This is a genomic window from Metapseudomonas resinovorans DSM 21078 (genome assembly GCF_000423545.1).
GTDB classification, from domain to species: domain Bacteria; phylum Pseudomonadota; class Gammaproteobacteria; order Pseudomonadales; family Pseudomonadaceae; genus Metapseudomonas; species Metapseudomonas resinovorans.
On the sequence record NZ_AUIE01000006.1, the window covers coordinates 220,545 to 239,192 of the forward strand.

20 protein-coding genes are annotated in these 18,648 nt (G+C 61.5%); 13 read left to right on the forward strand and 7 right to left on the reverse strand.

From position 1 onward, the window contains the following. Positions 1-6 precede the first annotated feature (6 nt). Positions 7-963, reverse strand: coding sequence for a hypothetical protein (locus G559_RS0107110; protein ID WP_028627582.1), 957 nt, complete (start codon positions 961-963; stop codon positions 7-9). Between the two features lie 8 nt (positions 964-971). Continuing rightward, positions 972-2,687, reverse strand: a complete 1,716-nt coding sequence (locus G559_RS0107115; RefSeq protein WP_028627583.1) for a proline--tRNA ligase — start codon at positions 2,685-2,687, stop codon at positions 972-974. A gap of 113 nt (positions 2,688-2,800) precedes the next feature. Between G559_RS0107115 and G559_RS0107120 the strand changes: the two genes are divergently transcribed. Further along, positions 2,801-3,214: a PaaI family thioesterase gene (locus G559_RS0107120; RefSeq protein WP_028627584.1), complete on the forward strand. Its 414-nt coding sequence runs from the start codon at positions 2,801-2,803 to the stop codon at positions 3,212-3,214. A 67-nt stretch (positions 3,215-3,281) separates the two neighbouring features. On the opposite strand, the gene G559_RS0107125 is transcribed toward G559_RS0107120, so the two are convergent. Further along, a complete protein-coding gene (locus tag G559_RS0107125; RefSeq protein WP_028627585.1) occupies positions 3,282-4,619 on the reverse strand; it encodes an OprD family porin in 1,338 nt (445 codons plus the stop codon). A 709-nt stretch (positions 4,620-5,328) separates the two neighbouring features. On the opposite strand from G559_RS0107125, the gene G559_RS0107130 reads away from it, so the two are divergent. After that, complete coding sequence (locus G559_RS0107130) at positions 5,329-5,754, forward strand: HIT family protein (protein ID WP_028627586.1); 426 nt, start codon at positions 5,329-5,331, stop codon at positions 5,752-5,754. A 3-nt stretch (positions 5,755-5,757) separates the two neighbouring features. Further along, the gene (locus G559_RS0107135; RefSeq protein ID WP_028627587.1) at positions 5,758-5,964 is read left to right on the forward strand and encodes a SlyX family protein; all 207 of its coding nucleotides are present in this window, start codon (positions 5,758-5,760) and stop codon (positions 5,962-5,964) included. Between the two features lie 48 nt (positions 5,965-6,012). On the opposite strand, the gene G559_RS31225 is transcribed toward G559_RS0107135, so the two are convergent. The 4 genes from G559_RS31225 to G559_RS0107155 form a co-directional block, all read right to left on the reverse strand. Beyond that, complete coding sequence (locus tag G559_RS31225; RefSeq protein WP_028627588.1) at positions 6,013-6,615, reverse strand: cold shock domain-containing protein membrane protein; 603 nt, start codon at positions 6,613-6,615, stop codon at positions 6,013-6,015. Between the two features lie 150 nt (positions 6,616-6,765). Beyond that, positions 6,766-7,833: a GGDEF domain-containing protein gene (locus G559_RS0107145; protein WP_028627589.1), complete on the reverse strand. Its 1,068-nt coding sequence runs from the start codon at positions 7,831-7,833 to the stop codon at positions 6,766-6,768. 106 nt (positions 7,834-7,939) lie between these two features. Then, positions 7,940-8,410, reverse strand: coding sequence for a Dps family protein (locus tag G559_RS0107150; RefSeq protein ID WP_028627590.1), 471 nt, complete (start codon positions 8,408-8,410; stop codon positions 7,940-7,942). A 134-nt stretch (positions 8,411-8,544) separates the two neighbouring features. Then, positions 8,545-9,363, reverse strand: a complete 819-nt coding sequence (locus tag G559_RS0107155; protein ID WP_028627591.1) for an SDR family NAD(P)-dependent oxidoreductase — start codon at positions 9,361-9,363, stop codon at positions 8,545-8,547. Positions 9,364-9,635: 272 nt separating this feature from the next. On the opposite strand from G559_RS0107155, the gene aspS reads away from it, so the two are divergent. From aspS to tolB, 10 genes are all read left to right on the forward strand, one after another. After that, positions 9,636-11,411 carry an aspartate--tRNA ligase gene (aspS, locus tag G559_RS0107160; protein ID WP_028627592.1) on the forward strand — a complete coding sequence of 592 codons (1,776 nt, stop codon included), beginning with the start codon at positions 9,636-9,638 and terminating at the stop codon, positions 11,409-11,411. 61 nt (positions 11,412-11,472) lie between these two features. Beyond that, positions 11,473-12,222 (forward strand): YebC/PmpR family DNA-binding transcriptional regulator, encoded by a 750-nt coding sequence (locus G559_RS0107165; RefSeq protein ID WP_028627593.1) that lies wholly within the window; start codon positions 11,473-11,475, stop codon positions 12,220-12,222. Positions 12,223-12,359: 137 nt separating this feature from the next. Beyond that, the gene (gene ruvC, locus G559_RS0107170; RefSeq protein WP_028627594.1) at positions 12,360-12,884 is read left to right on the forward strand and encodes a crossover junction endodeoxyribonuclease RuvC; all 525 of its coding nucleotides are present in this window, start codon (positions 12,360-12,362) and stop codon (positions 12,882-12,884) included. A 21-nt stretch (positions 12,885-12,905) separates the two neighbouring features. After that, on the forward strand, positions 12,906-13,511 hold the full coding sequence (gene ruvA / locus G559_RS0107175) for a Holliday junction branch migration protein RuvA (RefSeq protein ID WP_028627595.1): 606 nt from the start codon (positions 12,906-12,908) through the stop codon (positions 13,509-13,511). A gap of 6 nt (positions 13,512-13,517) precedes the next feature. Beyond that, complete coding sequence (gene ruvB, locus G559_RS0107180; RefSeq protein ID WP_028627596.1) at positions 13,518-14,570, forward strand: Holliday junction branch migration DNA helicase RuvB; 1,053 nt, start codon at positions 13,518-13,520, stop codon at positions 14,568-14,570. A 92-nt stretch (positions 14,571-14,662) separates the two neighbouring features. Further along, the gene (gene ybgC / locus G559_RS0107185) at positions 14,663-15,109 is read left to right on the forward strand and encodes a tol-pal system-associated acyl-CoA thioesterase (protein ID WP_028627597.1); all 447 of its coding nucleotides are present in this window, start codon (positions 14,663-14,665) and stop codon (positions 15,107-15,109) included. Between the two features lie 2 nt (positions 15,110-15,111). Further along, positions 15,112-15,807, forward strand: coding sequence for a protein TolQ (gene tolQ, locus G559_RS0107190; RefSeq protein ID WP_028627598.1), 696 nt, complete (start codon positions 15,112-15,114; stop codon positions 15,805-15,807). A gap of 34 nt (positions 15,808-15,841) precedes the next feature. Continuing rightward, complete coding sequence (tolR, locus tag G559_RS0107195; RefSeq protein WP_028627599.1) at positions 15,842-16,300, forward strand: protein TolR; 459 nt, start codon at positions 15,842-15,844, stop codon at positions 16,298-16,300. Then, positions 16,300-17,313, forward strand: coding sequence for a cell envelope integrity protein TolA (gene tolA, locus G559_RS0107200; RefSeq protein WP_028627600.1), 1,014 nt, complete (start codon positions 16,300-16,302; stop codon positions 17,311-17,313). Before tolR ends, tolA begins: the two co-directional genes overlap by 1 nt. After that, a complete protein-coding gene (gene tolB / locus G559_RS0107205) occupies positions 17,310-18,614 on the forward strand; it encodes a Tol-Pal system beta propeller repeat protein TolB (RefSeq protein ID WP_028627601.1) in 1,305 nt (434 codons plus the stop codon). Before tolA ends, tolB begins: the two co-directional genes overlap by 4 nt. Positions 18,615-18,648: the final 34 nt, after the last annotated feature.

Here is an 18,648-nt window from a genome sequence, read left to right on the forward strand (position 1 = left end):
AAGGGCTCAATCCGAATCGCCGGGGTCGGCAGCCAGTCGCCCGGCATCTTTCATCAGTGATTGGAGAAACTCCTGCTGCAGCTCCGGATCGTTGCGAGTCAGCTCGATCAGGCTCTGCTCCAGTTCGCTGGCTTCCTCTTCCAGACCCAGCTCCGACAGGCGCTTGACCCGATGGACCCACTGCGGGACTTCGTCGTCTTCGAGGTCTTCGAAGATCAGCGCATGGGCTTCCGCCAGCTTGCCACGCAAGGTGTGGCTGATGCCGAGGGTGGCATCGGCTCGGGCGCTGTCCATGGGGTCTTCGACACTCAGCAGGAGCTGGCCGATGCGACTGATGTCCTGGTCGGCGAAGGGGCCGTCCAGCAGGTTCAGGCGCAGGATGCCGTTGCGATCGGTCAGCAGCTCATGGGTGTGGCCGCCCAACTTCACCAGTACCGGACGTTCGGCCCAGGGCAGGCTGGAGTACTCCATGCGCTTGTCCTGCTGCTTCTCGTCGATGCTGGCCAGGTTTTGCTCGGAGCGGCCGTTGGATTCGACGTTCATTGCCGGGTTGAGGCCGGCAAAGCCGTAGCTGATCCAGTCCTTGGTTGCCGTGTCCGGCAGGCTGCCGAGCAACACTACGTTGAGTAGGTTGGCGCCAACACCGGCTACTACCGCCACCGCGCCCAGCGGAACCTCGTAGAGCTCCCGCCAGGGCTGGTAGGGCGTGTAGCGATCATAGTGACGGCTAACTTCGAACTCAGTGACTTCGAAGGTCTTCTGCTCGTTGATGCGGATGCGTCGTTGCGGCAGTTCCAGTACCTGTGGATCACCCACGTCGATCTGCAGGCTATGGTTCAGCAGTTTGCGCTCGACACGCTCTTCGTGCTCACTGCGCTGTGGCAAATGGTTGGCACAGCCGCTGACGAAGAGGGTGCCGCACAAGGCGGCGCCGACGAGGTAATGGGAACTACGCATGGACATTCTTTCGATCAGCGATTCACGCGGGCGGTGATGAAGGACAGAACCTCAGCCACCGGCACAGCCTGGCTGTCGGCTTCGCGGCGGTTCTTGTATTCCAGGTTGCCTTCGGCCAGGCCGCGCTCGCTTACCACGATGCGGTGCGGAATGCCGATCAGCTCCATGTCGGCAAATTTGACGCCGGGGCTGGTTTTCTTGTCACGGTCATCCAGCAACACGTCGACGCCAGCTGCGCGCAGCTCGGCATAGAGCTTGTCTGTAGCTTCCTTGACGGCCGGGGTCTCGTACTTGAGCGGTACCAGGGCGACCTGGAACGGTGCCAGGGCTTCAGGCCACAGGATGCCGCGGTCGTCGTAATTCTGCTCGATGGCAGCAGCGACCACGCGAGAGACACCAATCCCGTAGCAACCCATGATCAGCGTGACCGGCTTGCCTTGTTCGCTGAGCACGTTCAGCTTCATGGCTTCGCTGTACTTGGTGCCCAGCTGGAAGATGTGACCGACTTCGATGCCGCGCTTGATCACCAGGGTGCCTTTGCCGTCTGGGCTCGGGTCGCCAGCGACCACGTTACGCAGGTCGGCGATTTCCGGCAGGGGCAGGTCGCGCTCCCAGTTCACGCCGAAGTAGTGCTTGTCGTCGATGTTGGCGCCGATGGCGAAGTCGCTCATCAGGGCGACGGAGCGGTCCACCACGCAGGGCAGCGGCAGGTTCAGCGGGCCAAGGGAGCCCGCGCCTGCGCCAATGGCCTGGCGCAGCTCAGCTTCGCTGGCGAAGACCAGCGGGTTCGCGACCTGGGGCAGGTTGGCGGCCTTGATTTCGTTCAACTCGTGGTCGCCACGAACGATCAAGGCGACCAGTTTGCCTTCCTCGGCGGCATGCACCACCAGGGTCTTGATGGTCTTCTCGATCGGCAGGTCGAAGTTTTCCACCAGGTCGGCGATGGTCTTGGTATTCGGAGTGTCGATCAGCTTGAGTTCCTGGCTCGCGGCGGGACGCTCGGTCTCGCGGGGCAGGGCTTCCGCCTTCTCGACGTTGGCGGCGTAGTCGGAGCTGTCGCTGAAGGCGATATCGTCTTCACCGGAGTCCGCCAGCACGTGGAACTCGTGGGAGCCCGTGCCGCCGATGGAGCCGGTGTCGGCCAGCACGGGACGGAAGTCCAGGCCCAGGCGGCTGAACACGTTGCAGTAGGCCTGGTGCATGCGGTCGTAGGTTTCCTGCAGCGATTCCTGGTTCATGTGGAAGGAGTAGGCGTCCTTCATCACGAACTCGCGGCCACGCATCAAGCCGAAGCGCGGGCGGATCTCGTCACGGAACTTGGTCTGGATCTGATAGAAGTTGAGCGGCAGCTGCTTGTAGCTGTTCAGCTCATTGCGCGCCATGTCGGTGATGACTTCTTCATGGGTTGGCCCAACGCAGAACTCGCGCTCATGGCGGTCCTTCAGGCGCAGTAGTTCGGGGCCATACTGCTGCCAGCGGCCGGACTCCTGCCACAGCTCGGCGGGCTGCACGGCGGGCATCAGCACCTCGAGCGCGCCGGCGGCATTCATTTCTTCGCGGACCACCGTCTCGACCTTGCGCAGTACTCGCAGGCCCATTGGCAGCCAGGTGTAGAGGCCGGAGGCAAGCTTGCGGATCATACCGGCACGCAGCAGCAACTGGTGGCTGATCACCACGGCGTCGGCGGGGGTTTCCTTGAGGGTAGACAGCAGGTACTGACTGGTACGCATGTTTGGCCGTTCTGTCGGTTGCGATGGGTTTGAATGGCTCGGCATTGTACGGCCCTGATCAAGTGGCGTACAGGATTGCAGTCCCGTAGAGGGAGGAGGGCGACGTAGTGAGTCTGACAGCGGAGCAGGTTGAAGCATTGATTCGCGCTGGGGTGCCCATGGCAGAGGATATCGACCTCCGTATCGAGCGGATCGACGATCGGGGCGCGCTGGCGAGGGTGCCTTTCCAGTCCAGATTGGTGCGTCCAGGGGGAACCTTGTCCGGTCCGACCATCATGGCGCTGGCCGATGCAGCCATGTATGCAGTCGTGCTGGGGCGGCTCGGTAAAGTCGAGATGGCAGTGACGTCCAACTTGAATATCAACTTCCTCGCGAAACCCAAACCAGTGGATCTAGTTGCTGAGGCGAAGATACTTAAACTTGGTCGCCGTCAAGCAGTTTGTGAAGTGTCCCTCTATTCGCAAGGTGAGGAAGAGAATCTCGTCGCACATGTAACGGGTACTTATGCGTTGCCCTTGGGTGATTAAAGTTTGAGCAAAAAGAAACCCGGCCTAGGCCGGGTTTCTTTTATCACTTACGTGTACGCGAGGGATATTACAGGATATCCAGCGGGTACTCGGTGATCACACGGATTTCGTCGTTGGCGGTGCCGCCAGCGGAGCCGAAGAAGGCCATGTCGTTGTTAGCGCGCCAGCTGGCGTGACGAATACGGATGGACAGGTCTTTAGCAGCACCTTCCTGAACCACGTATTTGGCTTCGATGTCGCGTTCCCATTCCTTGCCATCTTCGCCGATTGCACCAGCGAAGGCGCCATTCGGGTCGGCCTTGGTGCCGTCAACGTCTTCACCGGTGATGTAGCGAGCCATGAAGCTCAGGCCAGGTACGCCGTACTCAGCCATGTTCAGGTCGTAGCGAACCTGGATGGACTTCTCGTTCGGGCCGTTGAAGTCGGAGTACTGAACGGAGTTGGCCAGGTAGATGGAGTCGCCGGAGTTTTGGCCGTCCATCGCGATGTAGTCGAAGGGTTCGTCGCCGTTCACTTTCTGGTAGGCCAGGGTGAACTTGTGGGCGCCGATGGAGTAGGCGGCGGCGGCGGACCAGGCGGTGCTGTCGAGATCGCCAGCCAGGGCCTGACCTTCGTCCAGGGTGCGGTAGACGTTGAAGTCCAGATTCAGGGCTTGGCTGTCGCTGAACGGAATGTTCCAGTTCAGGTTGCCGTAGTACTGGCGCCAGATGTCTTCCAGCTCGGCACCGTACAGGCTTGCGCTGACGTTGTCGGTGAAGGAGTAGGAACCGCCCACGTAGTCGGCGCTATCACTGGCGATGCCAGTGTAGGTGGTGGTGATTTCGCCGTGGCTGTTGGTGGAGGAGCTGCCGTCACGGATGGAGGTGAAGTGGCCGGCGTCGATGTTCAGGCCTTCGATCTCGCTGCTCAGCAGCTGGAAGCCTTCAGCGGAGCCCGGGAACAGACGAGCGGTACCGGTAGCGAATACCGGAGCGGTCGGGAACAGGTTGCCGTATTTCAGCTGGGTGTTGGACACCTGCATTTTAACGGAGCCACCCGCATAGGAGTAATCATCCTGGGAGCGACCGTCAGAGCCGGTGGGGAGCAGGCCGGTACCGTTGGTGCCGTTGCCGCTGTCCAGCTTCAGGCCCAGCATGCCGTGGGCGTCAACGCCGAAGCCTACAGTGCCTTGAGTAAAGCCGGACTCGTACATGGCGCTGATGCCATGGGCCCATTCTTTACGGTAGTTCTGGCTGGTGGAAGGGTTGTTACGGAAGTCGCGGTAGAAGAAGAAGTTCTTGTTCAGAAGAGTCAGATTGCTGTCTTCTACGAAGCCCTTGGACTCTTCCTGGGCGCTGGCAAAAGCCAACTGCATGCTACCGGCGGTCACGGCCAGAGCCAGTGCGCTCCACTTCATCACTTGCATTGTGATTGCTCCTTTGGTTTTGAAGATTCTCGCCGCTTTCTTAATTTATGGAAGGCGGTTCTTTCTTTTTGTGTCGGCGCTAACTTATAGCACGGCGACAATTATGGCGATAGTTGAAACCTAGTCCTTACGATTTCTTCACAGTGCTGTCGCAAATCGAAAAGACCTGTGTCGCATATCTATAGGTTCAGCCTTGCATCCCTTCATCCCCTATGTATCCGAGGCACTATGCGGGTGGGCGTCCATTGGAGTTGTTGCCGTTCCCGCGTGTGACCTGGCACCTGTTAAGCAACAACCGTGCACAAACTGGGGAGGACGGAAAGAAAACCTCCCTTACCCACGTGGTGCGGTCGTTCCAGCTTGGCCAATGCCTGATCCCAGCATGCTTGGAGCGGAAAGTCTCTGCCCCGAAATGAGGCATTTTGCGCGTCGGGTGGCTATTGACAGGCGATCACGCCAAAGCCATGGATGGTCAGTGGCTGCGATCTGGCTTGCGGAGAGTAACTCGAGTGTGGCGAGAGGTAACGAAGCGCGGGATGTGCGCGATTCTGGTGCGCTGTATCGCTTCGCTTCCTTATATATAGGTGGCGGGGCGCTCCGAGTTCCGCTCTCCGCGCGCCTTGGCTATGCTGCGCGCCCCTGCGCTGGTGGTATGGCTGCGGCAGGGTGCTAATCTCGAATTCCCTACCGCCGAACAGGAGAGGCCAGTATGTTCGCCTTGGATCCAAGACTTCAGCAGGACGCCCTGCCCATCGGTGATTTTCCCCTGTGCCGCCTGCTGTTGATGAACGATGCCCAGTACCCGTGGTTCATCCTGGTGCCGCGTCGCGAGGAAGTCAGTGAGCTGTTTCAGCTCGGCGCTGACGAGCAGCATCAGCTCTGGCAAGAGACGACGTTCCTGGCGGAAACCCTCAAGGACACCTTCGGGGCCGACAAGATGAACGTCGCCACGCTGGGTAATGTGGTCAGTCAGTTGCACATGCATGTAATCGTGCGGCGCCGTGAGGATGTGGCCTGGCCTGCTCCGGTCTGGGGGCGCCATCCGGCCGTGGCCTATTCAACTGAGGATGTGGCCGCCATTCGCGCCAAGCTGCGCCTGGTACTGGCCGATGATTTCCGCTTCGTGGAGGAGTGAGCCATGAGTTTGGAGCTACGCATTGCTGACCTGGAGAGCCGACTGGCTTTTCAGGATGACACCATCCAGACCCTGAACGATGTACTGGTTGAGCAGCAGAAAGCGGTAGATCGCCTGCAGCTTCAGGTGGCGGCACTGGCCAAGCGCCAGGAGGAGCTGCTTGGCCAGTTCGGCCCTAGCGAGGACGAGGCGCCCCCGCCCCATTACTGATCGCCCATGAAACAGGTCGCCAATTAGCGGCCTGTTTCGTTGTTGCTATCAGCGTCGGCTGGGCAGTGCGGCAATCACGTCTTCGGCCTGCAGGCCTTTGTCCCGCTGGATCACAGAGAACTCCACGCGCTGGCCTTCGATCAGCACGCGGTGGCCTTCGCCGCGAATGGCGCGGAAGTGCACGAAGATGTCATCCCCGGAGTCACGGGAGATGAAACCGAAGCCCTTTGAGGTGTTGAACCACTTCACGGTGCCGGTTTCGCGGTTGGACATGTCCTGGGGCAGTAGCGGTGCCTGGGTTACCTTGCGCAGGTTGATGGCCAGATGAAGTGCGACGCCGAGAATCACCGCAAGGAGGCTGACGAGGACGGCCGGCTGCTCGCCGATTGTCGGCAGAGGGGCCAGAAGAATCAGGGTCTGCAGGATCACTGCCAGCACCAGTAGGGCGGAAACCAGGTTCTGCAGCTGGTTGTGAAGGCCCTTGGCCCAGGCAGGAACCACCGGCGCCAGCAGCAGGTTAAGCAGGCCGCAGAAGGCCAGGTAAAGCGCATCGGGTTGTTGCAGGTAGGGGAGGGCGTCAGCGCGCAGGCTAGGAATGAAGGACAGCAGCAAAGCGGCAGCGCCCGTCAACAGATGGACGATTTTCAGTATGTTCAATGGATTCACCTTGGAAACGGAATCTCTAACGGAAGAGCCGGGCCACGCGAGATGAAGAGGGCATGCCATCGGCCTATGCCGCAGGTCGCTGGATCGACCTGCGGCACCGGCTGTATTTAACAGGAAAGGAGAGGGCTACTCAAATCAAGCGGTTAGCGCTTCTTCCGTGGCTGGCGGATGCACCTGGTTGCGGCCATTGCGCTTGGCCTGATAGAGGGCGTCGTCGGCCCGGGTGATAAGGCTTTCCAGGGTGTCGCCGGGTTCCGCCAGGGCCAGGCCGAAGCTGGCGGTGATCGTGTCGAGCACTTGATCTGTGCGGCGGACTTTCACGCGCAGTGCTTGCATTTTGTTGCGCAGTTTCTCGGCAAAGGTCCGTGCAGCGTCCAGGTCCTGGCAGTCACGCAGTACCACACAGAACTCTTCGCCGCCGTAGCGACCGGCCATGGCGCGCGGTGGCAACAGCTCCCGCAGCAACTGTCCTACGTGCTGGAGCACGCGATCCCCCAGTGGATGGCCGAACTGGTCGTTGAATTGCTTGAAGTGGTCGATATCCAGCATCACCAGCGCCAGGCCTTCCTGGCCGCCTTTCAGGGATTGCTCCAGCAGGCGAGTAAATGCCTGGCGGTTGAACACCTGAGTCAGGCCGTCCAGGGTGGCGGCCAGCTGCGCGCGTTCCAGTTGGTTGCGCAGGTTCTGGATTTCCGCCTGTGCAGCGCGCAGGCGATAGAGGAACTGCTCCTGCTGTTCCTGCATCAGCTGGGTGCTTTCCTGGAGATGGTTCAGCACGCTGGGTAGATCGTCGATGATGGGTTCGTGCAGGGCGGCCAGCCCTGCAGTCAGGCTGTTCTGGTAGGCCTGGCTGCCATTGACGCTGCGGCTGACGTCGCCCTCGATGTCGTCTACCAGGTCGATGACCTGTTGCTGGCCATGACGCGCCTCGTCCAATTCTCCGCGAATGATGTATTCGCGGAACAGCTTGATGGCCGACTCCGGCGGGAAGATGTCGAAATCGTTGGTGATCTTGTCCAGTCGGCGGTTGAGGTCCGGCTCCACACCCTTGCTGTAGGTGTACCAGAGGGCGTAGTGCACCGGGTTTGGCGGTATTGCATGGCGCACCATGTGAGGAATGGCCTGCTTCAGCAGGTCGGCCGCCTCACGGGTTTCTTCGGGGAAAAGCTCAAGCAGCGACGGATGTTTCGGAGGCTTGCTCATGCACTTCACTGTGGCGAGATTTCGAATTGCCAGAGCATAGATCAGGCGGGCTTTCGCGCATAGCGAAAGGCCCGGCTATCCCGGGCCTATTTTATGTGCCTGGAGGTCAGGCGGCGAGCAGGCTGCGGAGCATCCATGCAGTCTTTTCGTGGACTTGCATGCGCTGGGTCAGCAGGTCGGCGGTGGGTTCGTCGCTGACCTTGTCCAATAGCGGGAAAATGCCGCGGGCGGTACGCACGACGGCCTCCTGGCCTTGGACCAGTTGCTTGATCATGTCCTCGGCGGCCGGTACGCCTTCTTCTTCCTTGATGGAAGACAGGCGGGCGTAGGCAGCGTAGGTGCCGGGCGCAGGGAAGCCCAGGGCGCGGATACGTTCGGCGATGGCGTCCACTGCCAGGGAGAGTTCGTTGTACTGCCCTTCGAACATCAGGTGCAGGGTGTTGAACATCGGCCCGGTGACGTTCCAGTGGAAGTTGTGAGTCTTGAGATAGAGGGTGTAGGTGTCGGCCAGCAGGCGGGACAGACCCTCTGCGATGGCGGCGCGATCCTGTTCCGCGATTCCGATGTTGATTTCCATACCAGTTCTCCTCTCGGTAGCTTGTGGCCCGAACCGGGGCCGTGATGGGCAAAGCCTAACACGGGGTGCGTAGGGGGTAGCCTTGTCTTCTATCAATGAAGGCGATGCTTAGAAGTCATTGGTCTGCACGGGGTTCAACTCTTTTTCAGCAGTTTGCCCAGCAGGCGAGGGTAGTTGGCAGGTAGCAGGCGTTGCAGGTGGTCGAGGAAGCGGGCATCGGCACCGACCATGATGCGCGGCTGACCGGCCTTTATGCCCTTGATGATGATCTGTGCGGCTTGATCCGCAGAGGTGCGCGCCAGTTTGTCGAAGCGGGCCGCAGCCTTGGTGGCGTCGGTCCTGCCATCGATGCCCTGATAAAAGCGCGCCGAGCGGGCGATGTTGGTTCGGATGCCCCCTGGGTGGACGCAGCTGACCTTGATCGCGGTGCCGCAGAGTTCCTGACGCAGCGCTTCGGTGAACCCGCGCACCGCGAACTTGCTGGCGTTATAGGCGCCCTGGGTGGGCAGACTGACGATGCCGAAGATGCTCGACACGTTGATGATGTGGCCTTCGCCCTTGCTCAGCAGGTGAGGCAGGAAGGCCTTGGTACCGTGGACCACGCCCCAGAAATTGATGCCCATCAGCCACTCGAAATCGTCGTAGCGAAGCTCGGCGATGGTCTGGGATACCGCCACGCCGGCGTTGTTGATCACAAGGTGGGCTTGTCCGTGGTGGGTCAGCACATTGACGGCGAAGGCATGTACGGCATCGCGATCGGAGACGTCCAGTGGATGGGTGGAGAGTTGCAGGCCATCTCGACGCAGCGGCGCGGCAGTGGCTTCGAGGCCCTCGACATCTATATCCGCAAGAGCGAGGTGGCAGCCCTGGTCGGCCAAGTGGTTGGCCAGGGCGCGACCGATACCGGAGCCAGCCCCCGTGATTACTGCGACTTTCCCTGCAAGCGATTGCATCTCCGCTCCTTCCTTGTGTGCTTCGCGTCCGTCCGTCGGGCGAGTGTTGGCGAGATTAGACACTGCCCTGCGGCCCAGCAAGCGACCCCGCTCTCGATCAGGGCTTGCGGGGTGGCAGGGCAGGCGGCTGCGCGGTGACAATTTACGCTATATAATCCCGCTCTTTGCCGCGAACCCCGGCCTGTCCGGCAGGGGGTTGCACCTCCGCCGGATGCTCTGCCGTCCTTCGGTGGGCGGACGAACTCACGACTCAAGAGAAGCGAAACACGACCATGATGCGCAGCCACTATTGCGGCCAACTGAACGAGAGCCTGGACGGCCAGGAAGTCACCCTCTGCGGTTGGGTACACCGCCGCCGCGACCACGGCGGGGTCATTTTCCTCGATATCCGTGACCGCGAAGGCCTGGCCCAGGTGGTGTTCGACCCGGATCGCGAAGAAACCTTCGCCCGCGCCGACCGCGTCCGCAGTGAATTCGTGGTCAAGATCACCGGCAAGGTCCGCCTGCGTCCGGAAGGCGCGCGCAACGCCAACATGGCGTCCGGCGCCATCGAAGTGCTGGGCTACGAACTCGAAGTCCTGAACCAGGCCGAGACTCCCCCCTTCCCGCTGGACGAGTACTCCGACGTGGGTGAAGAAACCCGTCTGCGCTACCGCTTCATCGACCTGCGCCGTCCGGAAATGGCAGCCAAGCTCAAGCTGCGCGCGCGCATCACCAGCAGCATCCGCCGCTATCTGGACGAGAACGGTTTCCTCGATGTGGAAACCCCGATCCTGGGTCGTCCGACTCCGGAAGGCGCCCGTGACTACCTGGTGCCGAGCCGCACCTACCCGGGCCACTTCTTCGCCCTGCCGCAATCGCCCCAGCTGTTCAAGCAGCTGCTGATGGTGGCCGGCTTCGACCGCTACTACCAGATCGCCAAGTGCTTCCGCGACGAAGACCTGCGTGCAGACCGCCAGCCGGAATTCACCCAGATCGACATCGAGACCAGCTTCCTGGATGAAAGCGACATCATCGGTATCACCGAGAAGATGGTGCGCCAGCTGTTCAAGGAAGTGCTGGATGTCGAGTTCGACGAGTTCCCGCACATGCCGTTCGAAGAAGCCATGCGTCGCTACGGTTCCGACAAGCCGGACCTGCGTATTCCGCTGGAGCTGGTTGACGTTGCCGACCAGCTGAGCGCAGTGGAATTCAAGGTCTTCTCCGGTCCAGCCAACGATCCGAAGGGCCGCGTTGCCGCCCTGCGCGTGCCGGGTGCCGCCTCCATGCCGCGCAGCCAGATCGACGACTACACCAAGTTCGTCGGCATCTACGGTGCCAAGGGGCTTGCCTACATCAAGGTCAACGAGCGCGCCAAGGGCGTCGAGGGCTTGCAGTCGCCCATCGTCAAGTTCATCCCCGAAGAGAACCTCAATGTGATCCTCGACCGCGTCGGTGCGGTTGACGGCGACATCGTGTTCTTCGGCGCCGACAAGGCCAAGATCGTCTGCGACGCCCTGGGCGCGCTGCGTATCAAGGTCGGCCATGACCTCAAGCTGCTCACCAAGGAGTGGGCGCCGATGTGGGTCGTGGACTTCCCGATGTTCGAAGAGAACGACGATGGCAGCCTGACCTCGCTGCACCACCCGTTCACCTCGCCCAAGTGCACTCCGCAGGAGCTGGAGAGCAATCCGGCCGCGGCCCTGTCCCGCGCCTACGACATGGTGCTGAACGGCACCGAGTTGGGCGGTGGCTCCATCCGTATCCACGACAAGTCCATGCAGCAGGCGGTATTCCGTGTGCTGGGCATCGACGATGCGGAGCAGGAAGAGAAGTTCGGCTTCCTCCTCGACGCCTTGAAGTACGGTGCCCCGCCGCACGGTGGCCTGGCCTTCGGCCTGGATCGTCTGGTGATGCTGATGACCGGCGCTTCGTCGATCCGCGAGGTCATCGCCTTCCCGAAAACCCAGAGCGCTGGCGACGTCATGACCCAGGCTCCGGGTGCTGTGGATGCCAAGGCCCTGCGCGAGCTGAACATCCGCCTGCGCGAACAGGCCAAGGCCGAGTAAATAGAACCAACCCGAGACGGCGCCAGAAGGCGCCGTCCGTTCAGAGAGTACGGAGTGAGTTATGGCTGGTCATTCCAAATGGGCCAACATCAAGCACCGCAAAGAACGCCAGGACGCCAAGCGCGGCAAGATCTTCACCAAGCTCATCCGTGAGCTGACGGTAGCCGCCAAGCACGGCGGTCCGAGCCCGGCGGACAACCCGCGTCTGCGCCTGGCCGTGGACAAGGCGCTGACTGCGAACATGACCCGCGACACCATCGATCGGGCCATCGCTCGCGGTGCCGGTTCCAACGACGCCGACAACATGGTCGAGCTGAGCTACGAAGGTTATGCGCCGAGTGGCGTGGCCATCATCGTCGAAGCCATGACCGACAACCGTAACCGCACCGCGGCCGAAGTGCGTCACGCCTTCAGCAAGTGCGGCGGCAACCTGGGCACCGATGGCTCGGTTGCCTACATGTTCGATCGCAAGGGTCAGATCAGCTACGCCCCGGGGGTCAATGAAGAGGCTCTGATGGAAGCGGCGCTGGAAGCTGGCGCTGACGACGTCGTGGCCGAAGAAGACGGTTCCGTCGAGGTCTACACCACCTTTGCCGACTTCCTCTCGGTGAACGAGGCCCTGACCGCCGCTGGCTTCAAGGGCGACGAGGCCGAGGTGGCGATGATCCCGTCGATCACCGCGCCGATCGCCGATCTGGAAACGGCGCAGAAGGTGTTGAAGCTGATCGACATGCTGGAAGATCTGGACGACGTGCAGAACGTCTACCACAACGCTGAAATCTCCGACGAGATCATGGAACAACTCGGCTGATTGCTTGCGTGATCCCGAAGCCGGAAGTCGCCCCCGTGCGCTTCCGGCTTTTTTGTTGGTGGGCCGGTCCGTATACTCGCGGCTGGATAAATAAACAGTGTGCTGGCCTTGGGTCAGCTCGTGGAGCTTGCGGCGGCATGACCCTGATTCTTGGTATCGACCCCGGCTCGCGCATCACCGGCTACGGTGTGGTTCGCGACACCGGGCGCGGCTGCGAATACATCGCCTCGGGCTGCATCCGCACCGGCGCCGGTCCGCTGCATGAACGCTTGCAGATTGTCTTTCGCGGCGTGAGCGAGGTCATTCGCACCTTCGAGCCCGTGACCATGGGCATCGAACAGGTGTTCATGGCGCGCAACGCCGATTCCGCGCTCAAGCTGGGCCAGGCTCGGGGTGCCGCCATAGTCGCGGCAGCCGAGGCTGGCCTGGAAATCGCCGAGTACACGGCCAGTCAGGTCAAGCAGGCCATCGCTGGAACCGGCGGCGCCGACAAGCAACAGGTCCAGATGATGGTCATGCACCTGCTCAAGCTGGTACAGAAGCCGCAGATCGACGCCTCGGACGCTCTGGCCATTGCGCTTTGCCACGCGCACCACCGGCAGAGTCTGATTCCCCATGGTCTGGCCACCGCCAAGCGGCGGGGCGGCCGTCTCCGTTTGTAATCAATACATAGGACGCTATTCGTGATTGGACGCCTGCGCGGCAACCTGGCTGAGAAGCAACCGCCGCACCTGATTCTCGACGTCAACGGCGTGGGCTATGAGCTGGAAGTGCCCATGACGACTCTTTATCGCCTTCCGTCGGTAGGTGAGCCGGTGACCCTGCACACCCATCTGGTGGTGCGCGAGGACGCCCATCTGTTGTACGGCTTCTTCGAGAAACGCGAGCGTGAGCTGTTCCGTGAGTTGATTCGGCTGAACGGGGTCGGCCCCAAGTTGGCCCTGGCCCTGATGTCCGGCCTGGAAGTGGACGAGCTGGTGCGCTGTGTGCAGGCCCAGGATACGTCGACCCTGGTGAAGATTCCCGGTGTCGGCAAGAAGACCGCCGAGCGCCTGTTGGTGGAACTCAAGGACCGCTTCAAAGCCTGGGAAAGCATGCCGGCCATCGCCACCCTGGTGGTCGAACCCCGGGTTGGCGTGGCAGTCTCCAGTGCCGAGAGTGATGCCCTGGCCGCGCTTATCGCTCTTGGCTTCAAGCCGCCGGAGGCCAGTCGCGCGGTGTCCGCCATCAAGGAAGACGGGTTGTCCAGTGAAGAAATGATCCGCCGCGCCCTGAAAGGAATGGTGTAAACCCGCATGATCGAAGCTGACCGCCTGATCACCGCCAGCAGCCGCGACCGCGACGAGCAGCTGGACCGTGCCATCCGCCCGTTGAAACTGGCCGACTATATCGGCCAGCCGGTGGTGCGCGAGCAGATGGAGCTGTTCATCCAGGCTGCCAAAGGGCGGAGCGAGGCCCTCGACCACACCCTGATTTTCGGCCCGCCTGGCCTTGGCAAGACCACGCTGGCAAACATCATCGCCAGTGAAATGGGCGTGGCCATCAAAAGCACCTCCGGCCCTGTGCTGGAACGCCCGGGCGATCTGGCGGCATTGCTGACCAATCTGGAAGCCGGCGACGTGCTCTTCGTCGACGAGATCCATCGCCTCTCGCCCATAGTCGAAGAAGTGCTCTACCCGGCGATGGAAGATTTCCAGCTCGACATCATGATCGGCGAGGGCCCGGCAGCGCGTTCCATCAAGCTTGACCTGCCGCCCTTCACGCTGGTGGGCGCGACCACTCGCGCAGGCATGCTGACCAACCCATTGCGCGACCGCTTCGGCATTGTCCAGCGCCTGGAGTTCTACAACACCCAGGACCTGGCCACGATCGTAGCCCGATCCGCCGGCATCCTCGGCCTGCACATCGAGCCCGAGGGGGCCTTCGAGATTGCCCGTCGCGCCCGGGGTACGCCGCGTATCGCCAACCGCCTGCTGCGCCGGGTGCGCGATTTCGCCGAAGTGCGCGGGCAGGGGGAGATCACCCGCGTCATCGCCGACAAGGCCCTGAACCTGCTGGATGTTGACGAGCGTGGCTTCGACCACCAGGACCGGCGTCTATTGCTGACCATGATCGACAAGTTCGACGGCGGTCCGGTGGGTGTCGACAACCTGGCTGCGGCCATCAGTGAGGAACGTCACACGATCGAGGACGTGCTCGAGCCCTACCTGATCCAGCAGGGCTACATCATGCGCACGCCACGGGGGAGGGTGGTGACCCGTCATGCCTACTTACACTTCGGGCTGAACCTGCCCAAGCGGATGGCGGAAAATCCGACAGCCGATCTGTTCGGCTCGGGTGACGAATAGACGCTTTCGTGGTCGAAGCGCTCGGCAAGGACTGAGCCATGAAAAAACAGTTGCCCCGCCGGATTGGCAACCTTAGGAGTAAGCACTAGAGTATGCGCGCGCAAAATGGGGCCCAGCCATTCCAGCATCGTTGTCGTGTCTATTACGAGGACACTGATGCTGGTGGCATCGTCTACTACGTCAATTACCTCAAGTTCATGGAGCGGGCTCGTACCGAGTGTCTGCGCAGTCTGGGCTTTGCCCAGTCGGAGCTGGCCGGGGAGAACCTGCTGTTCGTCGTGCATTCGGCCGAAGCGCGCTATATGGCGCCCGCGAAGCTGGACGATGAGCTGGATGTCAGTGCCGAGGTAATCGAGTTGAACCGTGCCAGCCTGCGTTTTCGTCAACAGGTCAGGCGAGCTGCCGATGGCGCATTGCTATGCGAAGGGCAGTTCCTGATTGCCTGTGTACGTGCCGACAGTTTGAAACCCCGGGCGATTCCCGAAGCGCTGCGTTCAGCCTTCGCCGCCGACCCGGGTCTATTCCCAGCAGGAGATTAAGCGTGGAAGCCAACGTCGTCGACCATACCTCCATGTGGAGCCTGATCAGCAACGCCAGTATCGTGGTGCAGCTGGTCATGCTGACCCTGGTGGCCGCCTCGGTCACCTCCTGGATCATGATTTTCCAGCGCAGCAACATGCTGCGCGCCGCCAAGAAGTCCCTGGAGACCTTCGAAGAGCGTTTCTGGTCCGGTATCGACCTGTCCAAGCTCTACCGTCAGGCCGGCAGCAATCCGGATCCGGACTGCGGCGTCGAGCAGATCTTCCGTGCCGGCTTCAAGGAGTTCTCCCGACTGCGCCAGCAGGCCGGCGTGGACCCGGACGCCGTGATGGAAGGCGTTGCCCGTGCGATGCGCGTGGCCATTTCTCGTGAAGAAGAGAAGATCGAGCAGAGTCTGCCCTTCCTTGCGACGGTGGGTTCCACCAGCCCTTACATCGGCCTGTTCGGTACCGTATGGGGCATCATGAACTCCTTCCGCGGCCTGGCCCAGGTGCAGCAGGCGACCCTGGCCACTGTGGCACCCGGCATCGCCGAAGCGCTGATCGCCACCGCGATCGGCCTGTTCGCCGCGATTCCGGCCGTAATCGCCTACAACCGCTTCTCCGCTCGTGGTGAGACCCTGATCAGTCGTTACTACACCTTCGCCGACGAGTTCCAGGCCATCCTGCACCGCAAAGTGCACACCAGCGACGAGTAAGTCGCCGGGCCCCTGAGAGGAAAGGTTTAAAGCCATGGCCAGAACCCGCCACAAACGCAAACCGGTCGCCGAGATGAACGTCGTGCCTTACATCGACGTCATGCTCGTGCTGCTGGTGATCTTCATGGTCACCGCGCCCATGCTCAACCAGGGCGTGAAGGTCGACCTGCCCAAGGTCTCCAGCGAGGCCTTGCCGCAGGACAACGACTCCCGCGTGCTGACCATCTCCATCAAGGCCGACAAGACGTACTACTGGAACATGGGCGAGGAAGTCGACCCCGACCAGGGCAAAGGCAGCGAAACCGCTACTGCGCTGCCGCAACTGGTACAGACGGTCACTGCGATCATGAGCCAGAACACCAGCCAGGGTAAGAAAGTGCAGGTCTTCGTGCGCGGCGACAAAGCCGTCGACTACGGCTCCGTCATGGCCGTCATGGGCGGCCTGCAGCAGGCCGGCGTGGGTAATGTCGGGCTGATCACCGAGGCGCCCTGATGCAACAGCAGAGCGAACGCTCCTCCTCGGAAAGCTATTTCTGGCCGACTGTCTGGGCCGTGTCCCTGCACGCGCTGATGTTCGGCATGCTGTTCGTCAGCTTCGCTTTCACGCCGGAATTGCCGCCATCCCGGCCCATCGTGCAGGCCACCCTGTACCAACTGAAGTCTCAGAGCCAGGCCACTACGCAGACCAACCAGAAGATCGCTGGTGAGGCCAAGAAGACTTCTGCACCGCAGTTCGAGACCGAACAGATGGAGCAGAAGAAGGCCGAGGAACAGAAGATCGCCGCGGCCAAGGCGGCGGAACAAAAGAAAGCCGAAGAGGCTCGAAAGGCCGAGCAGGCTGAGAAGAAGGCCGAGGAGGCCAAGCAAGCGGCCGAAGCCAAGAAAGCCGACGAAGCGAAGAAGGCAGAACAAAAGAAACTCGCCGACGTCGCCAAGAAGAAAGCGGAAGAGGAAGCCAAGAAGAAGGCTGCCGAAGACGCCAAGAAGAAAGCCGCGGAAGAGGCCAAGAAAAAGGCGACGGCCGAAGCAGCCAAGAAAAAGGCTGCCGAGGATGCCAAGAAGAAAGCCGCCGCCGATGCTGCGAAAAAGAAGGCAGCGGAGGAGGCCAAGCGTAAAGCTACCGAGGACAAAAAAGCCGCGGCGCTGGCTGAGTTGCTTTCCGAGGACGTCGGTCGCCAGCAAGCACTGGCTGATGAAGTGGGCGACCAGGTCGCGGGCAGTCTTGATGACCTGATCATCAAACTGGTCAGCGAGCAGTGGCGTCGTCCGCCATCGGCGCGTAATGGCATGAGCGTAGAGGTACTGATCGAGATGCTGCCCGATGGCACCATCACCAACGCCAGTGTCACTCGCTCCAGCGGTGATGCGCCCTTCGACAGCTCGGCCGTGAGTGCGGTCCGCAGCGTCGGGCGCATTCCCGAGATGCAACAATTGGATCGCGCTACCTTTGACCAGATGTACAGGCAGCGCCGCATCATCTTCAAACCGGAGGATTTAGGTCTGTGAAAACCCTGATTCGTATCGCCCTGATCGGAGTGGCCATGCTGGTCGGCTCTGTCCAGGCCGCCGACCCGCTGGTGATCACCAGCGGTACCGACCGGGCAACCCCGATCGCCGTGGTGCCCTTTGGCTGGCAGGGCGGTACCGTGCTGCCCACCGACATCTCCGAAGTCGTCGGCAATGACCTGCGCAACTCCGGCTACTTCGAGCCAATTCCGCGCCAGAACATGATCAGCCTGCCGAGCCAGGCCAGCGAAGTCATCTACCGTGACTGGAAGGCCCTGGGCGCCCAGTACGTGCTGGTAGGCAGCATCGTTCCGGCTGGCGGCCGTCTGCAAGTGCAGTTCGCCCTGTTCAACGTCACCACCGAACAGCAGGTCTTGGCCGGCAACGTCAGCGGTACCAACGACCAACTGCGCGACATGGCCCACTACATCGCCGACCAATCCTTCGAGAAGCTCACCGGCATCAAGGGCGCATTTTCTACCCGCATGCTCTACGTGACCGCTGAACGCTTCTCGGTGAACAACACCCGCTACACCCTGCAGCGCTCCGACTACGATGGCCAGCGCGCCGTAACCCTGCTGCAGTCCCGCGAGCCCATCCTGTCGCCGCGCTATGCGCCCGATGGCCGCCGCATCGCTTACGTGTCCTTCGAGCAGAAGCGCCCGCGCATCTTCATCCAGCACATCGATACCGGCCGCCGTGAGCAGATCACTAATTTCGAAGGCCTTAACGGCGCCCCAGCCTGGTCGCCGGAAGGCAATCGCCTGGCGTTCGTGTTGTCTCGCGATGGCAACCCGGAGATCTACGTGATGGACCTGGGAAGCCGCCAGATGCGCCGTGTGACCAACAACATGTCGATCGACACCGAACCCTTCTGGGGCGCGGATGGCCAGACCATCTATTTCACCTCGGATCGTGCGGGCAAGCCTCAGATCTACAAGGCCAACATCAACGGCGGCGAGCCGCAGCGCGTGACCTTCGTGGGCAACTACAACGCCAACCCGAAACTCTCGGCTGACGAGAAGATGTTGGTGATGATCCATCGTCAGGATGGCTTCACCAACTTCAAGGTGGCTGCCCAGGATCTGACCCGCTCGGGCAGTGCTCCGCGCATCCTTTCCGGCACCTCGCTGGACGACTCGCCCACTGTTGCGCCCAATGGCACCATGCTAATCTACGCAACTCGCCAGCAGGGGGGCGGCGTACTGATGCTCGTGTCTACAAACGGGCGCGTACGGGTCCCGATTCCCACAGTTCAGGGCGACATTCGCGAACCGTCCTGGTCGCCGTACCTGAACTGAAGCGGTCACAAAAAATACCTTTGCTAAACACACC